Genomic DNA, 19,129 nt, shown 5'->3' on the forward strand with positions numbered 1-19,129 from the left:
ACTGTAACGGAAGATTGCGGGATTAGTGAGAAGGCTGGCCGGGAGGCGCCAAAGCCCTGCTGATGAATCCCATAAGCGCTGCTTATGTTGGGGTGCGGCGGATCACCTGGAGCCCCAGCGTCACCCTCGTGCCGACCCGCTTCTGTTTCAACTCCTGCGGCTACTGCAGCTTTCGGCGCCCCCCAGATGGCCTAGATCCCTTAGCTGATGGGCTCAGTGATGCCCAGGCGCAAGCGGCATTGAGGCTGCGCCCTTGGGCTGCGGAGGTGCTGTTGCTAAGTGGCGAGGTGCCGCCCGGCTCCCCCCAGCGCCGCGCCTGGTTCAGTCGTCTGCTGGCTCTTAGTCGTCTGGCCTGGATAGAAGGCCGGCTGCCGCACACAAACGCGGGCCCCCTCTCCATAGCTGAGATGGCCTCCCTAGGCCGGCTTAATGGCTCCATGGGGCTGATGCTGGAAGGGCTCGGCCCGGCCTACGACGCCCTCCATCGCCAGTCTCCGAGCAAGAGCTTTGCGGTGCGACTCGGCCAGTTGGAGCAGGCTGGTCGTTTAGGGATCCCCTTCACCACGGGGCTGTTGCTGGGCGTGGGGGAGTCTGAGGCCGACAGGCTCGCGGCCCTGGAGTTGCTGGCCCAGCTGCAGCGCCGCTGGGGTCACTTGCAGGAGGTGATCCTCCAGCCCTTCCGCCCCGATGACACTTCTGCGCTGTTGCTCAATGCCACTGAGCAGGCCGACCTGCTTGGCACCATTGCTGCAGCCCGGACAATCCTGCCGCCGGAAGTGCACCTGCAGTTGCCACCAAATCTTTGGCCCTTGCAAGAGCTAGCTGCTGCCCTGGCGGCGGGCATCGATGATCTCGGCGGCATCGATAGCAGTGACGTGATCAACCGCGCCTATCCCCAGCCCACGCCAAAGGAGTTAGCGGAAGTGCTTGCCCAGGCTGGCTACGAGCTGACTCCCCGGCTGTGCGTGCATCAAGCCTGGCGGCGCTGTTTGCCGCTGGCGATGCGGCGCCAGGCTCTCCGCGCCGAATCAAGGTTGTTAGCGTCCAAATCTTCCGGACTCAGGAGTCCATGGCCGTGAGCGCCGCGAGCGACCAACGGGTGCTGCTGGTGCGGCTTCCCTGCAATCCAATTTTTCCAATCGGCCCGATCTACCTGGCTGATCACCTGCATAAGCAGTTTCCGCAGCTGCCTCAGCAGATTCTTGATCTGGCGGCAGTGCCCCTGCTTGATGTGGAGCAGGTGCTGCTGCGGGCAGTTGAGGCGTTTAGGCCCACCCTGCTGGTGTTCTCCTGGCGCGACATCCAGATTTATGCGCCCGTGGATGGGCGTGGCGGCAATCCCCTGCAGAACTCTTTTGAGGTGTTTTATGCCCGAAATCCGCTCAGGCGCTTGCGTGGTGCCTTGGGTGGCCTGGGGTTGATGGCTTCCTTTTACGGTGAGCTATGGCGCAATTTGCGGCTGGTGCGCCGCGGCCTGCGCCGGGCCCGCCGCTTCGAGCCCAAGGCCACCGCTGTGCTGGGAGGGGGTGCGGTGAGTGTGTTTTATGAGCAGCTGGGCCGCAAGCTGCCCAAGGGCACCGTGGTGTCGGTGGGAGAAGGGGAGCCCCTGCTGGAGAAGCTGATCCGTGGCGAATCCCTGGCTGCGGAGCGCTGCTTTTTGGCGGGTGAGGCACCCCGGCCCGGGCTGATCCACGAGCAGCCGGCTGGCATGGATAAAACCGCCTGCAACTACGCCTACATCGCCGAGATTTGGCCCCAGCTCGACTGGTATCTCGACGGCGGTGACTTCTACGTGGGCGTCCAGACCAAGCGCGGTTGCCCCCACAACTGCTGCTACTGCGTGTACACCGTGGTGGAGGGCAAGGCGGTGCGCGTCAATCCTGTGGAGGAGGTGATCGCTGAGATGGGCCAGCTCTACGCCAAGGGCGTGAGAGGTTTTTGGTTCACCGATGCCCAGTTCATCCCGGCCCGGCGCTACATCGACGACGCCAAGCAGTTGTTGCGGGCGATTCAGGCCCAGGGTTGGAGCGATATCCGCTGGGCCGCTTATATCCGCGCCGACAACCTCGACGCCGAGCTGGCTGAGCTGATGGTGGCCACCGGCATGGATTACTTCGAGATCGGCATCACCTCGGGCTCCCAGGAACTCGTACGCAAGATGCGCATGGGCTACAACCTGCGCACCGTGCTCGAGAACTGCCGCCTGCTGGCTCGGGCCGGCTTCCGCGAGCACGTGTCGGTTAATTACTCGTTCAACGTGATCGACGAGCGGCCAGAAACGATCCGCCAGACCGTGGCCTACCACCGCGAGCTGGAGCGCATCTTCGGGGCCGACAAAGTCGAGCCGGCGATCTTTTTCATCGGCCTGCAGCCCCACACCCACCTAGAGCAATACGGCTTTGATCAGGGCCTGATCAAGCCTGGCTACAACCCGATGAGCATGCTGCCTTGGACTGCTCGCCAGCTTCTCTGGAACCCTGAGCCGATGGGCAGCACCTTCGGCCGCATCTGCCTCGAGGCCTTCGAGCTCAACCCCGGTGATTTCGGCCGCACCGTGATGGACCTGCTTGAGCGTGATTACGGCCTCGCCCCACTGGAAGAGGCCCTACATGCCCCAGTGGAAGGGCGCAAAGCCCTGGCTACGGCGACCCGCTAGACCCGTCTTTGCTCCACCAGCGGCGGCGAATCCAGAGCAGGGCGCCCAGGCCTATCCAGCCAATCAGTCCGCCGATCGGGTTGATGTCGGCGCCACCGGGCCCCACCAGCCAGCCAGGCGCTGCTGGGGAAATCTGCAGCAGGCCCTTCTGCACTAGAAACCAACCCCCCACTAGGCCGCCATGCAGGCCTATTGCTCCCCATAGGGAGCCTGCGTCGGCTCGCCGTTGCAGAGCCAGCACCAGACCCAACAGAATTAGTCCCCCCAGCAGCCCCAAGGCCTCGAGCCCAGGGGCCCGATACCAGGGGTGCAGCAGGGCAAAGATCAGCGCCTGCACCACCAGCGCCCGGCGTGCCCCCAGCTGGAGCTCCAGTTCACCCCATAGCCAGCCGCGAAATAGCAACTCTTCGGCAAATCCCACCCCCGCCAGCAGCAGCAGGCCGTTGAGCAGCAGGGCTCCATTGAGCTCTCCAAGCCATTGGGCTTGGCCCGCGAGCATTAAGCCCACGGCAACTAGGGCGAGTAATAGCAGTGCCTTCAGCAGCCCCCGCACGCCGCTGCGTAGGGCAAGGGCACCTGGCACAGCCAATCCCAGGCGCAGCCAGGGATTGGACTCCTGCCAAACCCGCCTCAGTCTCAAAGGCAGGCTGGTAAGCAACAAAATCAGGGCCACTACCAGACCCGCCAGATCCACCTGGTCGGAGCGCCAGTTGGGGGCTAGGAGGGCAAGAGGCCGGGCCACCAGCCAACCCATTAAGTAGAGCAAGGGCACGTACAACAAGGTGCCCCACCAGTGCGGCCGAACTGCCGCGTTAGCTGCCGCAGCAGGCGGCTCCATCAGCTTTCGGGCTCGAGGCTGCTGCTCAGGCCCTTGCCCTTAAGGGTTTCGCAATAAAACTCAGCGGGCTCTAGATCGCAGACGATCACCAGTCCTACGCCGGTGTTGTGGGCCTCCAGCATTACGGCAATCGCGTCCTGCTCACTGAGCGAGGGCACCACTTGGCGCAGGGTGGTCACCACGTATTCCATCGAGTTGACGGGATCGTTGTGCAGCAGCACCTTGTAGCGGGGCGATGGCTTGCGCACCCGCTCCGGGGCCTTCTCCATCAAGGCTGCCCCGCCGCTCTCGCGGCTGGGACTCTGGGTGGCGATTGGCATAAGAGTCATGGCAACAGACATGACGATTCGCCCTATTAAAGGGCCCGGATGCGCCCCATGGCTTCCTCCACGTTCTCCCGGCTGTTGAAGGCCGAAAGGCGGAAGTAGCCCTCCCCAGCGGCGCCGAAGCCGCTGCCGGGGGTGCCCACTACGTGGGCTTTGCCAAGCAGGTGGTCGAAGAAGCCCCAGGAATCAATGTTTTCGGGGGTTTTCAGCCACACGTAGGGGGCCTGCTCGCCCCCGTACACCTGGATGCCGGCGGCCGTCAGCTCGCGGCGGATGATCGCCGCGTTTTGCATGTAAAAGGCAACCAGAGCCTGCACTTGGGCCTGCCCCTCGACCGAATACACCGCCTCGGCGCCGCGCTGCACGATGTAGCTAACGCCGTTGAATTTGGTGCACTGGCGCCTGTTCCACAGGGCCCAAAGCTCCACCCGTTCACCATTGGCGGCAGTGCCCATCAGGCCGCGGGGCACCACGGTGAGAGCGCAGCGGGTGCCGGTGAAGCCGGCGTTCTTGGAAAAGGAGCGAAACTCAATGGCGCACTCGCGGGCGCCTTCGATCTCGTAGATCGAGTGGGGTAGTTCGGGGTCCTGGATGAAGGCCTCGTAGGCGGCGTCAAACAGGATCAGGGCATCGTTGGCGCGGGCGTAATCGACCCAGGCCTGCAGCTGCGCCTTGGTGGCCACAGCTCCGGTGGGATTATTGGGAAAGCACAGGTAAATCAGATCCACCTTTCCAGTGGGGATCTCGGCGGTGAAGCCGTTGGCTGCGGTGATCGGCAGGTAGGTGAGGCCGCCGTAGCGCCCAACAGCGTCGGCGTCGCCGGTGCGCCCTGCCATCACATTGCTGTCCACATAAACCGGGTAAACCGGGTCTGTCACGGCGATGCGGTTGCCCTCGCCAAGGATGTCGAGGATGTTGCTGCTGTCGCATTTGGAGCCGTCGGAGACGAAGATCTCCTCGGCGCTCACCTGGCAGCCGCGGGCCTGGAAATCGCTGGCGGCGATTTTTTCTCGCAGCCATAGGTAGCCCTGCTCAGGGCCGTAGCCATGGAAGCCCTCACGGGTGCCCATCTCGTCGATGGCGCCCTTCATGGCGGTGCGGCAGGCCTCAGGGAGCGGCTCGGTCACATCGCCGATGCCGAGGCGGATGATCGGCGCCTCGGGATTGGCCTCACTGAAGGCCTTCACCCGCCGTCCGATCTCAGGGAAGAGGTAGCCCGCCTTGAGCTTGAGATAATTGCCGTTGACCTGAGCCATGGTGCGCGGGGTGGGCCGCCGCCGGGCCCGGTGAGTGATGGGGGGATTGTCCTATGCGGCAGATTTGGCTTACGCTGGTAAGCAGGCCTGTGGATGCTCGGATGGATGCTCTGCTCACCCTCTCCTCCAAGGGCCAGCTGGTGATTCCAGCCCGGCTGCGCCAGTTGCTCGGGCTACGCGCCGGCGATCGCCTGGCTCTGAACCTTGAGCCCGATGGCCTGCATCTGGCCCCCCAGGGGGCGGCCAATGCGGCCAGTGCTCATGCACTGATTGGTGCGGCTCACTATGAGGGTGAGCCTGTGCCGCTTGAGCGGATGGACCCGGCGCTCTATGTCTCCAAGGGAACGCCATGACCTTGCCGGTGGCCCTTGACACCAACCTGCTGGTGCGCCTACTCACCAATGACGACCCGGAGCAGGCCCGCCGCGTGGCCGATCTGATCGACGACAGCTCAGCCTGTTTCGTGCCGATCACCGTGTTGCTGGAGCTGGAATGGGTCCTGCGCGGCGCTTATCAATTGCCCCGGGAGGCGATCATTCGGGCCTTCCGAGGCTTGAATGCGATCCGCCAACTGCATCTGGAGCAGGAGGAGCAGGTGTTGCAGGCCCTCGAGGCCTATGCCAAGGGGCTGGATTTCGCCGATGCCCTGCATCTGCTGCGCAGTGAGGGCTGCGCGGCTCTGGTCAGCTTCGATAGAGCTTTCGTGCGCAAGGCTGGCGAGCTGGCGCTCACGCCGGCGGTGCAGCAGCTCTGAGCCCGGTGCTGCATACGATCAACTCAGCTTCCAGCCGCCGTGCCCGTGACCGTTGCCACCTCGGCTGATGCGCCGGTCGACTTCGACGCCCTGGTTGATCTGGGCATCAGCAAGCCCGCCCGCTACCTGGGCAATGAGCTGGGGGTGAAGCCGCGCGACTGGGAGGCCGATTGGCAGGCGGTAGGGGTGCGTTGGGCGCTCACCTACCCCGAGGTCTACGAGGTGGGGGCAAGCAACAGCGGCCACATCATTCTCTATTCAATCCTCAACGCCGTTCCCGGCCAGCTGTGCGACCGCAGCTACCTGCCTGCGCCTGATCTGGCGGCACGCCTGCGCGAGCGCGGTGCCCCCCTCTTTGCGGTCGAGAGCCGGCGCCCCCTAGCCGCCTTCGACATCCTGGGCTTCTCGCTCAGCTACGAGCTTGGCGGCACCAACATCCTCGAGATGCTGGAGCTAGCCGGCATCCCGATCCGGGCTGCTGAGCGGGGCGACCTGCCTCTGGCTCACCCGGATGCGCCACCGCTGATCTTTGCCGGCGGCCCCACCGCCACCAGCAACCCCGAGCCCTTTGCTGCCTTCTTCGACTTCGTGGCCCTCGGCGATGGCGAGGAGCTGCTGCCGGAGATCGGCCTTGTGGTGGCTGAGGCTCGCGCAGCCGGCCATACGCGCCGGCAGCTGCTGCGCGATCTGGCTCAGGTGCCTGGCGTGTACGTGCCCTCGCTCTATGGCCCCGGCGTAGATGGGGTGAGCATCGAGCCGCTCGAACCAGGCGCCCCTGCTCGGGTTCAGCGGCGAACGGCCACGCCGATGCCCCACTACGCCATGGGGTTGGTGCCCCATATCGAAACCGTGCACGACAGGCTCACGGTGGAAATTCGCCGCGGCTGCACCCGCGGTTGCCGCTTCTGTCAGCCGGGGATGCTGACTCGCCCTGCCCGCGATGTGGAGCCAGAAGCGGTCATTGAAGCCGTTGAGGAGGGCATGGGCCGCACCGGCTACAGCGATTTCTCGCTGCTTTCGCTGAGCTGCTCGGATTATCTGGCTCTGCCTGCGGTGGGGGTGGAGCTGCGCAATCGCCTGGCTGACAAAAACGTGAGCCTCACCCTGCCTAGCCAGCGAGTGGATCGTTTTGATCAAAACATCGCCCACATCCTGGGCGGTACCCGCAAGGCGGGCCTCACCTTTGCGCCGGAGGCTGGCAGCCAGCGTCTGCGCGACATCGTCAATAAGGGGCTCACCGACGCAGAGCTGCTGGCCGGCGTTCGTACGGCGATGGAGAACGGCTATCGAAAGTTGAAGCTCTATTTCATGATCGGTCTGCCGGGTGAAACTGACTCCGACGTGCTCGGCATCGCCGATACCTGCCAGGCCCTGCAAGGGCAGTGCTCCGATCTCGGCCGGCTGGAGCTCAACCTCACGATCAGTAATTTCACGCCCAAGCCCCACACGCCATTCCAGTGGCACAGCGTCAGCACCGATGAATTTCGGCGGCGTCAGGAGCTGTTGCGCCGGGCCCTGCGCCAGTTGCGGGGCCTCAAAACTAATTTCAGTGATGTGCGCCTTTCCGCGGTGGAAGACTTTGTCGGCCGCGGCGACCGTCGCCTCTCAGCGGTGATTGAGGCGGCCTGGCGGGCCGGGGCTGGATTGGATGCCTGGTTTGAGTCGGCCGAGCGCAGCTACGCCGCCTGGACCGGTGCGATCGAGGCAGCGGGTCTGGGCGGCCGCTACCGCCAGCTGGAGCTAGGCGCCTGGAGCGCGGTTGAGGCGATGGATACTGCTGACCTGGAGACCTTTTGCCACCAGAGCCTGCCCTGGGACCACATCGATTCCGGCCTGGATAAGCGCTGGCTGGCCGAGGATCTGCAGCGCGCCCTGGCCGCCACGGTGGTGCCCGATTGCTCCTTTGAAGGCTGCAGCAGCTGTGGCGTGTGCGGCCCGGAGCTTGGCCACAACGTGGTGATTCCGCCGCCTGCCATTCCGGCGGCTCTTCCCCAGCGGGCCCCTGCCAGCGACCGGGTCGACCGGCTCCGCATTGGCTTTGCCAAAACTGGCTCCCTGGCTTTGATTAGCCATCTAGACACCTTGCGGATGCTGGAGCGGGCCTTGCGCCGCTCCGGCTTGCCGGTGAGTTTCACCGGTGGCTTCCATCCTCTGCCTCGCCTGCAGCTAGCCCTGCCGCTGCCATTAGGGGTAGAGGGCAGCGGCGAGTGGCTGGATTTGGAGTTCACCGAACAGGTGGATCCAGGCCTGGTGCGCTCTCGGTTGCAGCCTGAGCTTCCACCTGGCTTCCAGCTGCTCTCGGCTATTCGGGTTGAGGTGTTTGGCGTCAGCCTTTCCCAAGAGCTGGCCTCAGCCCATTGGCAGTTTGTTTTGCAGCCCCAAGCCGGGGCGCCGCCGACCTCGGAGCAGTGGCAGCAGGCCCGCGCCAGCCTGCTCGCCGCCGAGACGCTGATGTGGAACGACACAGATAAAAAGGGTCGCCCCCGCAGCCGAGATTGCCGGCCGTTTCTGCTCGATTTGCAATGGGCGGAGCCGCAGTCGGATGGTTCCTTGCTGTGCACCCTTTGGGCTGCGATCGATGCTGCTGGCCGCAGTCTCCGCCCTGAGCAGGTGCAGCACTGGCTCGCTGAACGGCTCGGTCAATCCCTTTCCCTGAGTGACTTGCGGCGGAAGGACTTGGTGCTTAAGCCGTGCTAATTTTCTAACAAGGTGAATAGCCCGCTGAACTCGGTTAACTGATCGAGTTTCAGGGGTTGCCGGTAGCCAGGTTCGCTGGTTTAACCGCCCCAGGACACCTCTGTCCCAGTCTTCGCCCCACCGCTTTCAGGAAGCTCGATTCTTGAAAGCTGTTTCGCGGCACTCGATGCGCGAAAGATTCAGAACAGCATTTTTTGCAGTATTGCCGCCAGAGCGACCGGATTTACCGGCGTTCCGATCATTTTTTGGGCTTCCGATAGTCCATGTTTTTTGGCTTGTAGATGTTTTTCTGGCCTGGCCCCGTAGGGCTTGAACCAGGTTTCAGCCTTCAAGTCCGCCCATATCCATCGTTTTATCCCTGGCCGGGCCCGTCGGGCCCATCCCATTCCCCATGCCCCAGCAGATCGTCATAGCCGAGCAACTGCGAATCGCCGCAGTTCTCAACGACGAACGTGTTGATGAATTGGTTGTGGCCCAAGGCCGCTATCAGATCGGAGACGTCTATCTAGGCACCGTTGAAAATGTGTTGCCTGGCATCGACGCCGCTTTTGTAAATATCGGCGAAAGCGAAAAGAACGGCTTTATTCACGTCACTGATCTGGGCCCCTTGCGGCTGCGCAAGGGAGCTGCCGGCATTACCGAGCTGCTGGAGCCGCGCCAGAAGGTGTTGGTGCAGGTGATGAAGGAGCCCACCGGTACCAAGGGCCCCCGCCTCACCGGCAACCTGGCCTTGCCGGGGCGGTTTTTGGTGCTGCAGCCCCACGGCCAGGGAGTGAATATCTCCCGCCGTATCAACGGTGAGAACGAGCGCAACCGGCTGCGGGCCCTCGGTGTGCTGATCAAGCCACCAGGTGCCGGCCTGCTAATCCGCACCGAGGCAGAGGCTGTTAGCGAAGAGCTGCTAATCGACGACCTTGAAGCCCTGCTGCGCCAGTGGGAGGGCATCCAAACCGCCGCCGAAACCGCCAGCCCACCGGTCCTGCTCAACCGCGACGAAGACTTTGTGCATCGCGTGTTGCGCGATCTCTACAGCCCAGAGCTAGTGCGGGTGGTGGTTGATACCCCGGAAGCGGTTGCCCGGGCCAATGCCTTTCTGGGCTCTGATCACACCACGGTGCTGGTGGAAGCCCACACCGAATCGGCGGAGATCCTTGAGCACTTCAAGGTCAATGCCGCCATTCGCGATGCCTTGAAGCCGCGAGTTGATCTGCCTTCCGGCGGCTACGTGATTATCGAGCCCACCGAGGCTCTCACGGTCATTGATGTCAACTCCGGCTCCTTCACCCGCTCGGCCAACTCTCGCGAGACGGTGCTCTGGACCAACTGCGAAGCGGCTGTGGAGATCGGCCGCCAGCTGAAGCTGCGCAACATCGGTGGCGTCGTGATCATCGACTTCATTGATATGGAGTCCCGTCGTGATCAGCTGCAGCTGCTCGAACATTTCACCCAGGCGGTTCGCGACGATGCCGCCCGTCCCCAGATAGCCCAGCTCACCGAGCTCGGCCTAGTGGAGCTCACCCGCAAGCGCCAGGGGCAGAACATCTACGAACTGTTCGGACGAGCTTGTCCCAGCTGTGGGGGCTTGGGTCATGTGGCCGTGCTGCCAGGCAAAGACACGCTTCAGCCCCTGGCAACCCTCACCGGCCTGGTGCGCTCCGCAGCATCGGCTCGCGCTGAGGTGCTCAGCCCCGGCATCCCTGAGGCCGCTACCGGTCGCCGCCGCCGAGGCGGGCGAGGCGGGCGTAATGGCAGTGAGTTCCTCGATGCGCCTGGCACGCAGGCCGCTGATGGGGTCGAGATCGTCCCGATCGAGGCACCTGTCTCAGGCAGTGGCGCCAGCATGGAGCCCGCCCCCCGCCGCTTTGATCAGGAGCTTGTGGCCGTGCCGATGGATGCGGACCAGGAATTGGTGTTTGGTTGGATGGGCCTCAATCCAGCCCTGCTGCTCGAGCAGCCCCCCAGCAACGACAACGTCGTGGTCAGGGTGGTTCGCCCCGGCATGGAGGCGGAAGAAGTGCTGGAGCAAGCCAGGCAGCAGCTGGCAGTTGCTGGTTCCCGTCGTCGCCGCGGACGAGGTGGTCGCGGCGGTAATGGGGCCGCCGCTGATGGTCAGTACGGCGCTGGAGAGATGCCGGCCTCAGGCGTAGAGACTCTGGTTATGCCGGCCCCGGTGGAAATTACGCCCCTGCCAGAGCTCAGCGAGCCCGAGAGAGTGGTCACGGTGTCGGTACCTACCACTGCCAGTATCGCTCCTCCTGAAGTCGAGATTCCAGCTCGCCGCGGTCGCACCCGCAGTTCTGCCGCCAAAACCCCTGCAGCGAAATCCCAAACCTCCCAGACCACAACCCCCGAAGCCGGCACCGCCCAAGTAGACACCGCGTTGGCAGTCGCTGAGCCGGAGCTTGATGAGTCAGGCGAACCACGTCGCCGCCGCCGGCGCTCCTCGGCCTCCAGCTGAGTGGGTCCGCCGGAGTCGGATCCCTGGCAGGGCCGGGATCCGGGCGAGTGCGCCGGCGTTGATGAGGTCGGTCGCGGTTGTCTATTCGGCCCTGTTTTTGCTGCTGCGGTAGTGCTGCCGGCCGCAGCGCTAAAGCCCTTGGCTGGTCTGGGGCTCACCGACAGCAAGAAGCTCACCGCCCGGCGACGAGCGGCCTTGGTGCCCGTTATCCAGCGCCTGGCGGCTTCCTGGGCCCTCGGCCAGGCCTCGGCGGCAGAAATCGATCGCGGGGGCATCCGGCTAGCAACAGAGCTGGCCATGGTCCGCGCCCTGCAAAAACTGTCGTGTCCGTTTGAGCTGCTGCTGGTGGATGGGGTGCTGCCCCTGCGGGGCTGGTACGGCGACCAGCGCACAATGGTGCGAGGCGATAGCCACTGCCTGGCGATTGCGGCCGCCAGCGTGCTGGCCAAGCAGGCCCGGGACGCCTTGATCACCGCCCTGGCGGAGCGCTATCCGGGCTATGGGCTGGAGCGTCATGCTGGTTACGGCACGGCCTTGCATCGCGCCGCCCTCCAAAACCTCGGCACAACGCCGCTGCATCGTCATAGTTTTTTGGGGCGGCTGGAGCTCAGTGCTCCTGGCACCAGAGGCGATAGTCGCTGAGTAGCTGCTGCCCCACCCGGCCCTTGATGCCCAGCAGGATGCCTGCCAGCAGAGAGCGGCCGGTGGCCTCCAGCACCTTGGCGGGAATCAGTTTGAGCAGCGAGGGCTGGCTCACCGTCACGGCCAAGCTGGCTTCCCCTTCCAGCCCGTTGGCACCCGCTGCCAACCAGGATCCCAGGGTGAGCTGGAAATCATCCACTAGCCCCAAACCCTCCAGTTCACACTCGGTGGCTTCCAGCACCAGCCGGTCTTGGGCCAGATGGATGCGCAGATCCACCACTGGCTGAATCTGCAGTTGAAATACCTGCAGATGGGTCACCGCGTAGCGATAGCGACCTGGGCCGAGGGGCTCGAGCTGGTCGGGATCCAGCAGGGCTTTGACCACCCGATCCTGATCGCTCAAGTAGGCGGCCAGCCGTTCGGGCTGGTGGCTTACGTCAAGTTGCAGTTGCTGACTGGCGCTGAAGGCCAGGGGCATGGCCTGCGGGCCGGCGCGGCATGATCCTATCGGTCACCACTCGATGGCCTCTCCTCGGTTTCGGAAACGATGCGTTTTGCCTTCCTCGGGCCGGCCGGCACCTACGGCGAGCAGGCAACCCGGCAACTGGCCGAGTTGGAAGGCGTCGCCAACCCTGAATTGGTGCCTCAGCTAGGTATCCGGGCCGTTGTTCAGGCCCTAGCCCATGGCACCTGCGACGCTGCAGTGGTGCCTGTCGAGAATTCAGTGGAGGGGGGGGTGACGGCCTGCCTGGACGCGCTCTGGGAGCATCCGGATCTCAGCGTCGCGCGGGCCCTGGTGCTGCCGATCCGTCATGCCCTGCTTGGCAGCGGCCCGATTACGGGCGTGAGTGAGGTGTTGTCCCATCCCCAGGCCCTGGCCCAGTGCAGCCAGTGGCTGTCGGAACACCTGCCCCAGGCCCTGCAGTTGCCCACCAGCTCCACGGCGGAGGCGGCCCGCATGGTGGCGGGCAGCCGCTTCCGCGCGGCGATCGCCTCCCAGCAGGCCGGCACGGAGCATGGCCTGCTGGAGCTGGCCTACCCGATCAATGATGTGGTGGGCAACTGCACCCGCTTCCTGTTGCTGCGGCGGGGACCCCGCTCCTCGCAGGGCCCGATGGCAAGCCTCGCCTTCTCCCTGCACTCCAACCAGCCAGGGGCCCTGCTCGAAGCCCTGGGCTGCTTTGCCCAGCGCGGGCTCAACATGGGCCGAATCGAGTCGCGCCCTTCAAAGCGGGAGATGGGTGAGTACATTTTTTTCGTTGATCTGGAGCTTCCCGATGGATCGACCCCTCTGGAGGCAGCCCTTGCTGAGCTAACGCCCCTTTGCGAGCACCTAGCCCTATTTGGGGCCTACCCAGTCACCAACCTCGCTTAGGAGTCGTTTAAGGCTGGCTGGGCTTGCGACCGCGAAAGACGCCAAATTGCATCAGTCCAGTGGCGAAGGCCCAACGCATCAGCAGGATCGTGGGGGTTTCGCGCAGGCCTTGCAAAACTGCGGCGGGACCCAGGCCCAGGATGGCGCCTGGCCGGCGTACGCCCTCAAAGATCGATTCGATCCAGGAGGGCAGGGTGGCGCTGGTCCAGTCACCGGTTTCGATTGTCATGCCACCAGCCTGCTGACTTTGCTCGAGGTGCTTTTGCAGTCCGCGGATACTGGCGAATTCAGGGTGGGCCCACTGTTCAAGCAACTGACGCATCACCCAGCGCTCTCGCCGATCCATGGCGCCATCGGCCGGATCGCGCCGGTTCCAGTCAGCTACAGCCAGCAGTCCGCCAGGTTTGAGCACCCGCAACAACTCATCGGCGTAGCGCTGCTTGTCGGGCATATGGGGACAGGCCTCCACACTCCAGACGGCATCAACGCTGGCGTCGGCAATTTCCAGGGCCAGGGCATCCATCACCGCAAAGCGGCAGCTGAGGCCGGCTGGAGTTAGGGCTGTGGCCCGGGCGATCTGGGCCGGGCTGATGCTGATACCCAGGACGTTCAGTCCATAGTCCCTCGCCAGGATGCGGGCGCTGCCGCCAATGCCGCAGCCCACATCCAGCACGGTCGAGCCGCGGGGCAGTTGGTCAAGGCCGCTCCAGCGCGCCAGTTCATGGACGAAGGTTTCTTTGGCAACTCGGAAATCCTGGTGGCGCGAACTGCCGCTAGCAGTTTGGCGGTAGTAGCCCAGGTGGATATGGTCCCCCCAGAGCCGCTCCAGCAGCTGGTCATTGGTCCAGCGGTCGTAGGCGTCTGCCACGCTTGCAGATGATTCATAACGCCGCCGGCGTTTCAACCAGAGGCGCGCTGATAGGGCGACGGCAAGGCCGCCAAGGGCTCCGGCCCCGATGGTGGCGGCCAGGGGCCAGCTCAGGACGGTCATGGCAGGAGTTATTGGGGCTGGAAGGTGTCTTTGAGCACGGTGCGTGCCGCCAACTGCCTCCTGGTCTGGTCCAGCAGTTCGTATTCCTGGCGCAGGCGCTCGCTGGTGTCAGTTATCTCCAGCAGGGCCTGCTGGTGGTCGGCCACGGGGCCGCCTAGGTGGGCTCCGATCCAGAACGACAGCTCCCGGGGCAGGTCGGGCAGGTCGTTGGGCAGGCTGGCCGGTTTGCCAATCAGCTTGCCGGTGAGTTCCACCACATCCCGCAGGGCCTGGCCAACATCGCCCGCTAACGCAGCCAGCTCCGCATGGCTTGTCTCGGGTTCATCCTCAATCCAGCTCACCATTCCCACCCGAAAGGGCGCCTCACGCACGATGTCGAGTACGCGAAAACGCTGTTGCCCCATGGTCACAATGTTGCTGTGGTCGTCGTCCTGGGTCTGGCAGTGCAGGATCTCGGCACAGCAGCCCACATCGGCCATGGTCTGGTTTTGGGGGTCCCAACGCACAACTCCGAAGCGCTGGTCTCCGGCCATCACGGTGCGCAGCAGCATCCGGTAGCGGGGCTCAAAAATATGAAGTGGCAGTACTTCCTGGGGGAAGAGCACCACGTCGGGCAAGGGAAACAGCGGCAGCTCCCTTACGGCCAGCTCGCCCATGGCTTTAACAGGAGATGCAAGAGCATCCTAGAAAAAATGCCCCTGCCACGCGTTGGCGTGACAGGGGCCGGCTGCAGTAAGCGACTGGTCAGGCAGGGCTACCGGAGATTGGGATCAGAGCTTGACTTCAATATCAACGCCGCTGGGCAGGTCAAGCTTCATCAGGGCGTCGATGGTCTTTGCCGAAGGGCTGTAGATATCGATGATGCGCCGATGGGTGCGGGTTTCGAAGTGCTCGCGGGAGTCTTTGTCGACGTGGGGCGAGCGCAGCACGCAGTAGATCTTGCGCTTGGTTGGGAGCGGAATGGGGCCGATCGCCGTTGCGGCGGTGTGGTCGGCAGTTTCGATGATTTTTTCGCAGGAGAGATCAAGCATCCGGCGATCAAACGCCTTGAGGCGAATGCGGATCTTCTGCTGGGCAATGGCTGTGGACATGTCAGATCAGGCGTCAGGAAGCTCCTGGGCGGAACGCCCGGGTGGCTGGTGGAGCTGGATTGTCGAGGAGCGGCAGGTGGGGTGGAGACCCATAGAGGTCCCACCCCAAAAACCTACCTCAGGATCAGGCGATGATCTTGGAAACCACGCCTGCACCGATGGTGCGGCCGCCTTCGCGGATGGCGAAGCGCATGCCTTGCTCAATGGCAACGGGGCAGATGAGCTCGCCGGTCATCTTGATGCGGTCACCGGGCATCACCATTTCGACGTTGGCGCCGTCGTCAGAGGTGAAGGCCGTGATCTGGCCGGTCACGTCAGTTGTACGGATGTAGAACTGAGGGCGATAGCCAGCAAAGAAGGGGGTGTGGCGGCCGCCTTCTTCCTTCTTCAGCACATAGACCTCACCTTCGAATTTGGTGTGGGGCTTGATGGAGTTGGGCTTCACCAGCACCATGCCGCGCTCGATGTCCTCTTTCTGGATGCCGCGCAGCAGTAGTCCACAGTTGTCGCCAGCCAAACCCTCTTCGAGCAGCTTGCGGAACATTTCCACGCCGGTGACAGTGGTCTCGCGGGTGTCGCGGATGCCGACGATTTGAACGGTTTCGCCAACCTTGACCTTGCCGCGTTCGATACGGCCAGTTGCCACGGTGCCACGACCGGTGATCGAGAAAACGTCCTCGATTGCCATCAGGAAGGGCTTGTCGACTTCGCGCTCGGGCTCGGGAATCGACTCGTCGACGGCGTCCATTAGGTCGAGAATCTTGTCAACCCACTCGTTGGCACCACGCTCGGCCTTGTTGCCAGCTTGGATAAATTCGAGGGCCTTCAGGGCTGAACCTGCCACCACGGGGATGTCATCGCCAGGGAAGTCGTAGCTGCTGAGCAGCTCGCGCATTTCCAGTTCGACAAGCTCGAGGATTTCCTCGTCGTCGACCATGTCCTTCTTGTTGAGGAACACCACTAGGGCGGGAACGCCGACCTGTTTGGCAAGGAGGATGTGTTCCTTGGTCTGGGCCATCGGCCCGTCGGTCGCGGCTACTACCAGGATCGCGCCGTCCATCTGGGCGGCACCGGTGATCATGTTCTTGACGTAGTCAGCGTGGCCGGGGCAGTCCACGTGGGCGTAGTGACGATTTGTGGTCTCGTACTCGACGTGCGCCGTGTTGATAGTGATGCCCCGCTCTTTCTCCTCAGGAGCACCATCGATCTCGTCGTAGGCCTGGGCCTTGGCCATGCCCTGGGACGCCAACACGTTGGTGATGGCAGCCGTGAGGGTGGTTTTGCCGTGGTCAACGTGGCCGATGGTGCCAATGTTGACGTGGGGTTTGTTCCTTTCGAACTTCTCGCGTGCCATGAGTAGAAAGAATCGGGGGGGTTAGTGGGTAGAGGAGAGATCAGGAATTGCCCTGATTCTTGGAGATGATGGCCTCAGCCACATTGCGAGGAACTTCCTCGTAATGGCTGAACTCCATCGAGAAAATACCCCGACCCTGGGTCATGGATCGGAGCTGGGTGGCGTAGCCGAACATTTCGGCCAGGGGCACTTTTGTTTGGACCTTGGACTGACCATTGTCAATGGACTGTCCTTCGACCTGGCCACGACGGGATGAAAGGTCGCCGATGACCGACCCAAGGAAATCCTCGGGGATCTCGACTTCCACCTTCATCATTGGCTCAAGAAGTACGGGGTTGCACTTCTTGACTGCGTCTTTGAAGGCCATGGATCCGGCGATTTTAAACGCCATCTCCGAGGAGTCGACGTCGTGGTAAGAGCCGTCAACCATGGTTGCCCTGACATCGATCATGGGGAAACCAGCAATCACACCGGATTGGCAGGTCTCCTTCATGCCGGCTTCTGCGGGACCGATGTACTCCTTGGGAACGATGCCGCCAATAATTTTGTTGACGAATTCGAATCCTGTGCCTGGTTCGCCGGGCTCCATTTCGATCACTACGTGACCGTATTGACCTTTGCCACCGGTCTGACGGGCAAATTTGCCTTCACCCTTGGAGCTGCTGCGAATGGTTTCGCGATACGACACTTGGGGAGCGCCGATGTTCGCTTCAACCTTGAACTCGCGCAGCATCCGATCCACCAGGATTTCAAGGTGGAGTTCTCCCATGCCAGCAATAACTGTCTGGCTGGTTTCAGGATCGGTGGAGACCCGGAAAGTGGGGTCTTCTTCTGCAAGTGACTGAAGAGCTTTGGAAAGCTTCTCCATGTCACCCTTGGTTTTTGGCTCAACAGCCACCGAGATCACGGGCTCGGGGATGAACAGCGATTCCAGAATGATCGGGTCTGAATCGACGCAAAGCGTGTCTCCCGTGGTGGTGTCCTTAAGGCCTAGGACTGCCCCAAGATCACCGGCACGCAGCTCATCGACCTCTTCACGGTCAATGGCTTTGAGGAGGATCAAGCGAGAAATGCGCTCCTTCTTGTCTTTGGTGGAGTTGAGTACATAGCTGCCTTTGTTGAGTACCCCGGAGTAGATGCGTACAAAAGTAAGCTTCCCGTAGGGGTCAGCCATTACTTTGAAGGCCAAGGCGCTGAAGGGTGCGCTGTCGTCGCAAGGGCGGGTTGCCTCGCTGCCATCAGCCAGTAGGCCAGTGATGGGAGGTAGATCAACTGGTGCTGGTAGGTAGTCAACCACTGCGTCTAGCACCAGCTGGACGCCCTTATTTTTAAATGCTGAGCCACAAACAATTGGCACTAAGCCATGATGGATGGTGGCCTTGCGGATGCCTTTGATCAACTGCTCTTCGGTGAGCTCGCCATTTTCCAGGAAGGGATCGATTAAATCTTCGTCGGACTCAGCGACCGTTTCCATCAACTTGAGGCGCCACTTTTTGGCCTCTTCAATCATGTCTTCAGGGATTTCACCTTCAATAATGTCAGTGCCGAGATCATTGGTGTAAATAATCGCCTTGTTGCGCACAAGGTCAATAATTCCCTTCAGATCGCCCTCGGCTCCGATCGGCAGCTGGATCGGCGCGGCATTGGCTTTGAGCCGATCCTTGATTTGGTCGTAGACCTTCAGGAAGTCGGCACCGGTCCGGTCCATCTTGTTGACGAAGACGATCCGAGGCACGTTGTAGCGGTCAGCCTGACGCCAGACGGTCTCTGACTGGGGCTGTACGCCACCAACGGCGCAGAAGACAGCAACCACGCCGTCCAGGACCCGCATCGAACGTTCCACCTCGATGGTGAAGTCGACGTGCCCGGGGGTGTCGATGATGTTGATGCGGTTGTCTTTCCAGGTGGTGGAAATGGCAGCTGCGGTGATCGTGATACCACGCTCACGCTCCTGATCCATCCAGTCGGTGACCGCCGCACCGTCGTGCACCTCGCCCATCTTGTGGACGACGCCTGAATAGAACAGAATCCGTTCGGTTGTCGTGGTCTTGCCCGCATCGATGTGGGCGGCAATACCAATATTTCTAACGCGTTCCAGTGGAAAGGCGCGGGCCACGGGGGAGGTCTCCGAAAGGTCAACAAAACGTGGGCGTAACTCTACAGACGGGTCTGTTGAGGCTGAAGTCGCCCTGGGCTTCAGCAGTTCAGGCAGGATCAGTAGCGGTAGTGGGCGAAAGCCTTGTTTGCTTCAGCCATCTTGTGGGTCTCTTCCCGCTTGCGAACCGCGCTACCGGCTTCGTTGGCTGCATCCATTAGCTCACCAGCCAATTTCTGGGCCATGCTGCGACCGTTGCGGGCGCGGGAGAAATTCACCAGCCAGCGCAGAGCCATGGCTGTACCGCGCTCCTGGCGAACTTCCATCGGCACTTGGTAAGTGGCGCCGCCAACCCGGCGGGCACGAACCTCAACCAAAGGGGTTGCATTGCGTACAGCTGTCTCAAACAGCTCCAGGGGATCAGTACCGGTGCGGTCGTTGATCAGGGAGAAGGCATCCGAAAGGATGCGCTGCGCCGTGGATTTTTTGCCGTGCTTCATGAGCCTGGCCACGATCATGGAGGCTAGGCGGCTGTTGAATTGGGGGTCGGGAAGCACTGGGCGCTTCTCGGCGGCATTGCGGCGAGACATGGTCGA

General features: G+C 62.7%; 19 protein-coding genes. 8 read left to right on the forward strand and 11 right to left on the reverse strand.

Features of this window, described 5'->3' with window-relative positions; all coding sequences use genetic code 11:
* Nucleotides 1-62: 62 nt before the first annotated feature.
* Together cofG and KBY74_RS04955 are read left to right on the forward strand one after the other, a co-directional pair.
* Complete coding sequence (cofG, locus tag KBY74_RS04950) at nucleotides 63-1,079, forward strand: 7,8-didemethyl-8-hydroxy-5-deazariboflavin synthase subunit CofG (RefSeq protein ID WP_254941751.1); 1,017 nt, start codon at nucleotides 63-65, stop codon at nucleotides 1,077-1,079.
* The gene (locus KBY74_RS04955; RefSeq protein ID WP_396123086.1) at nucleotides 1,076-2,656 is read left to right on the forward strand and encodes a photosystem II high light acclimation radical SAM protein; all 1,581 of its coding nucleotides are present in this window, start codon (nucleotides 1,076-1,078) and stop codon (nucleotides 2,654-2,656) included. Before cofG ends, KBY74_RS04955 begins: the two co-directional genes overlap by 4 nt.
* Here KBY74_RS04955 and KBY74_RS04960 read toward each other — a convergent pair.
* Genes KBY74_RS04960 through KBY74_RS04970 form a run of 3 tightly spaced genes read right to left on the reverse strand, consistent with a single transcriptional unit; the run spans nucleotide 2,640 to nucleotide 5,076 of the window.
* Nucleotides 2,640-3,494, reverse strand: a complete 855-nt coding sequence (locus KBY74_RS04960; RefSeq protein WP_254941753.1) for a CPBP family intramembrane glutamic endopeptidase — start codon at nucleotides 3,492-3,494, stop codon at nucleotides 2,640-2,642. The genes KBY74_RS04955 and KBY74_RS04960 overlap by 17 nt on opposite strands.
* A complete protein-coding gene (gene clpS, locus KBY74_RS04965) occupies nucleotides 3,494-3,823 on the reverse strand; it encodes an ATP-dependent Clp protease adapter ClpS (RefSeq protein WP_396123087.1) in 330 nt (109 codons plus the stop codon). The genes KBY74_RS04960 and clpS overlap by 1 nt, the downstream gene beginning before the upstream one ends.
* 26 nt (nucleotides 3,824-3,849) lie before the next feature.
* Nucleotides 3,850-5,076, reverse strand: coding sequence for an LL-diaminopimelate aminotransferase (locus KBY74_RS04970; RefSeq protein ID WP_254941754.1), 1,227 nt, complete (start codon nucleotides 5,074-5,076; stop codon nucleotides 3,850-3,852).
* 101 nt (nucleotides 5,077-5,177) lie between these two features.
* On the opposite strand from KBY74_RS04970, the gene KBY74_RS04975 reads away from it, so the two are divergent.
* From KBY74_RS04975 to KBY74_RS04985, 3 genes are read left to right on the forward strand one after another with little or no spacing between them, the layout of a single operon-like run.
* Nucleotides 5,178-5,429, forward strand: a complete 252-nt coding sequence (locus tag KBY74_RS04975) for an AbrB/MazE/SpoVT family DNA-binding domain-containing protein (protein ID WP_161956154.1) — start codon at nucleotides 5,178-5,180, stop codon at nucleotides 5,427-5,429.
* Nucleotides 5,426-5,830, forward strand: coding sequence for a type II toxin-antitoxin system VapC family toxin (locus KBY74_RS04980; RefSeq protein ID WP_254941755.1), 405 nt, complete (start codon nucleotides 5,426-5,428; stop codon nucleotides 5,828-5,830). Before KBY74_RS04975 ends, KBY74_RS04980 begins: the two co-directional genes overlap by 4 nt.
* Nucleotides 5,831-5,869: 39 nt before the next feature.
* Nucleotides 5,870-8,527, forward strand: coding sequence for a TIGR03960 family B12-binding radical SAM protein (locus KBY74_RS04985; protein ID WP_396123088.1), 2,658 nt, complete (start codon nucleotides 5,870-5,872; stop codon nucleotides 8,525-8,527).
* 179 nt (nucleotides 8,528-8,706) lie between these two features.
* Here the strand turns inward: KBY74_RS04985 and KBY74_RS04990 are convergent, their stop codons facing one another.
* Nucleotides 8,707-8,859, reverse strand: a complete 153-nt coding sequence (locus tag KBY74_RS04990; protein WP_254941756.1) for a hypothetical protein — start codon at nucleotides 8,857-8,859, stop codon at nucleotides 8,707-8,709.
* A gap of 59 nt (nucleotides 8,860-8,918) precedes the next feature.
* Between KBY74_RS04990 and KBY74_RS04995 the strand changes: the two genes are divergently transcribed.
* Together KBY74_RS04995 and KBY74_RS05000 are read left to right on the forward strand one after the other, a co-directional pair.
* A complete protein-coding gene (locus tag KBY74_RS04995; protein ID WP_254941757.1) occupies nucleotides 8,919-10,985 on the forward strand; it encodes an Rne/Rng family ribonuclease in 2,067 nt (688 codons plus the stop codon).
* Complete coding sequence (locus KBY74_RS05000) at nucleotides 10,986-11,627, forward strand: ribonuclease HII (RefSeq protein WP_254941758.1); 642 nt, start codon at nucleotides 10,986-10,988, stop codon at nucleotides 11,625-11,627.
* On the opposite strand, the gene KBY74_RS05005 is transcribed toward KBY74_RS05000, so the two are convergent.
* Nucleotides 11,593-12,105: a DUF1997 domain-containing protein gene (locus tag KBY74_RS05005; RefSeq protein WP_254941759.1), complete on the reverse strand. Its 513-nt coding sequence runs from the start codon at nucleotides 12,103-12,105 to the stop codon at nucleotides 11,593-11,595. The genes KBY74_RS05000 and KBY74_RS05005 overlap by 35 nt on opposite strands.
* Nucleotides 12,106-12,174: 69 nt before the next feature.
* Here KBY74_RS05005 and pheA point away from each other — a divergent pair, with 69 nt between their 5' ends.
* Nucleotides 12,175-13,002: a prephenate dehydratase gene (gene pheA / locus KBY74_RS05010; protein WP_254941760.1), complete on the forward strand. Its 828-nt coding sequence runs from the start codon at nucleotides 12,175-12,177 to the stop codon at nucleotides 13,000-13,002.
* 7 nt (nucleotides 13,003-13,009) lie between these two features.
* Here the strand turns inward: pheA and KBY74_RS05015 are convergent, their stop codons facing one another.
* The 6 genes from KBY74_RS05015 to rpsG all read right to left on the reverse strand — a co-directional run bounded on the left by KBY74_RS05015 (nucleotide 13,010) and on the right by rpsG (nucleotide 19,123).
* The gene (locus KBY74_RS05015; protein WP_254941761.1) at nucleotides 13,010-13,993 is read right to left on the reverse strand and encodes a methyltransferase domain-containing protein; all 984 of its coding nucleotides are present in this window, start codon (nucleotides 13,991-13,993) and stop codon (nucleotides 13,010-13,012) included.
* A gap of 8 nt (nucleotides 13,994-14,001) precedes the next feature.
* Nucleotides 14,002-14,649: an LON peptidase substrate-binding domain-containing protein gene (locus KBY74_RS05020; protein ID WP_106632421.1), complete on the reverse strand. Its 648-nt coding sequence runs from the start codon at nucleotides 14,647-14,649 to the stop codon at nucleotides 14,002-14,004.
* A 114-nt stretch (nucleotides 14,650-14,763) separates the two neighbouring features.
* Complete coding sequence (rpsJ, locus tag KBY74_RS05025; RefSeq protein ID WP_006910513.1) at nucleotides 14,764-15,084, reverse strand: 30S ribosomal protein S10; 321 nt, start codon at nucleotides 15,082-15,084, stop codon at nucleotides 14,764-14,766.
* A 124-nt stretch (nucleotides 15,085-15,208) separates the two neighbouring features.
* The gene (gene tuf, locus KBY74_RS05030; protein ID WP_106632420.1) at nucleotides 15,209-16,438 is read right to left on the reverse strand and encodes an elongation factor Tu; all 1,230 of its coding nucleotides are present in this window, start codon (nucleotides 16,436-16,438) and stop codon (nucleotides 15,209-15,211) included.
* Between the two features lie 40 nt (nucleotides 16,439-16,478).
* Nucleotides 16,479-18,554, reverse strand: a complete 2,076-nt coding sequence (gene fusA, locus KBY74_RS05035) for an elongation factor G (RefSeq protein ID WP_254941762.1) — start codon at nucleotides 18,552-18,554, stop codon at nucleotides 16,479-16,481.
* A 98-nt stretch (nucleotides 18,555-18,652) separates the two neighbouring features.
* Nucleotides 18,653-19,123 carry a 30S ribosomal protein S7 gene (gene rpsG, locus KBY74_RS05040; protein ID WP_106632418.1) on the reverse strand — a complete coding sequence of 157 codons (471 nt, stop codon included), beginning with the start codon at nucleotides 19,121-19,123 and terminating at the stop codon, nucleotides 18,653-18,655.
* Between the last annotated feature and the right edge of the window lie 6 nt (nucleotides 19,124-19,129).

The organism is Cyanobium sp. A1C-AMD, from assembly GCF_024346495.1.
GTDB classification, from domain to species: domain Bacteria; phylum Cyanobacteriota; class Cyanobacteriia; order PCC-6307; family Cyanobiaceae; genus Cyanobium_A; species Cyanobium_A usitatum.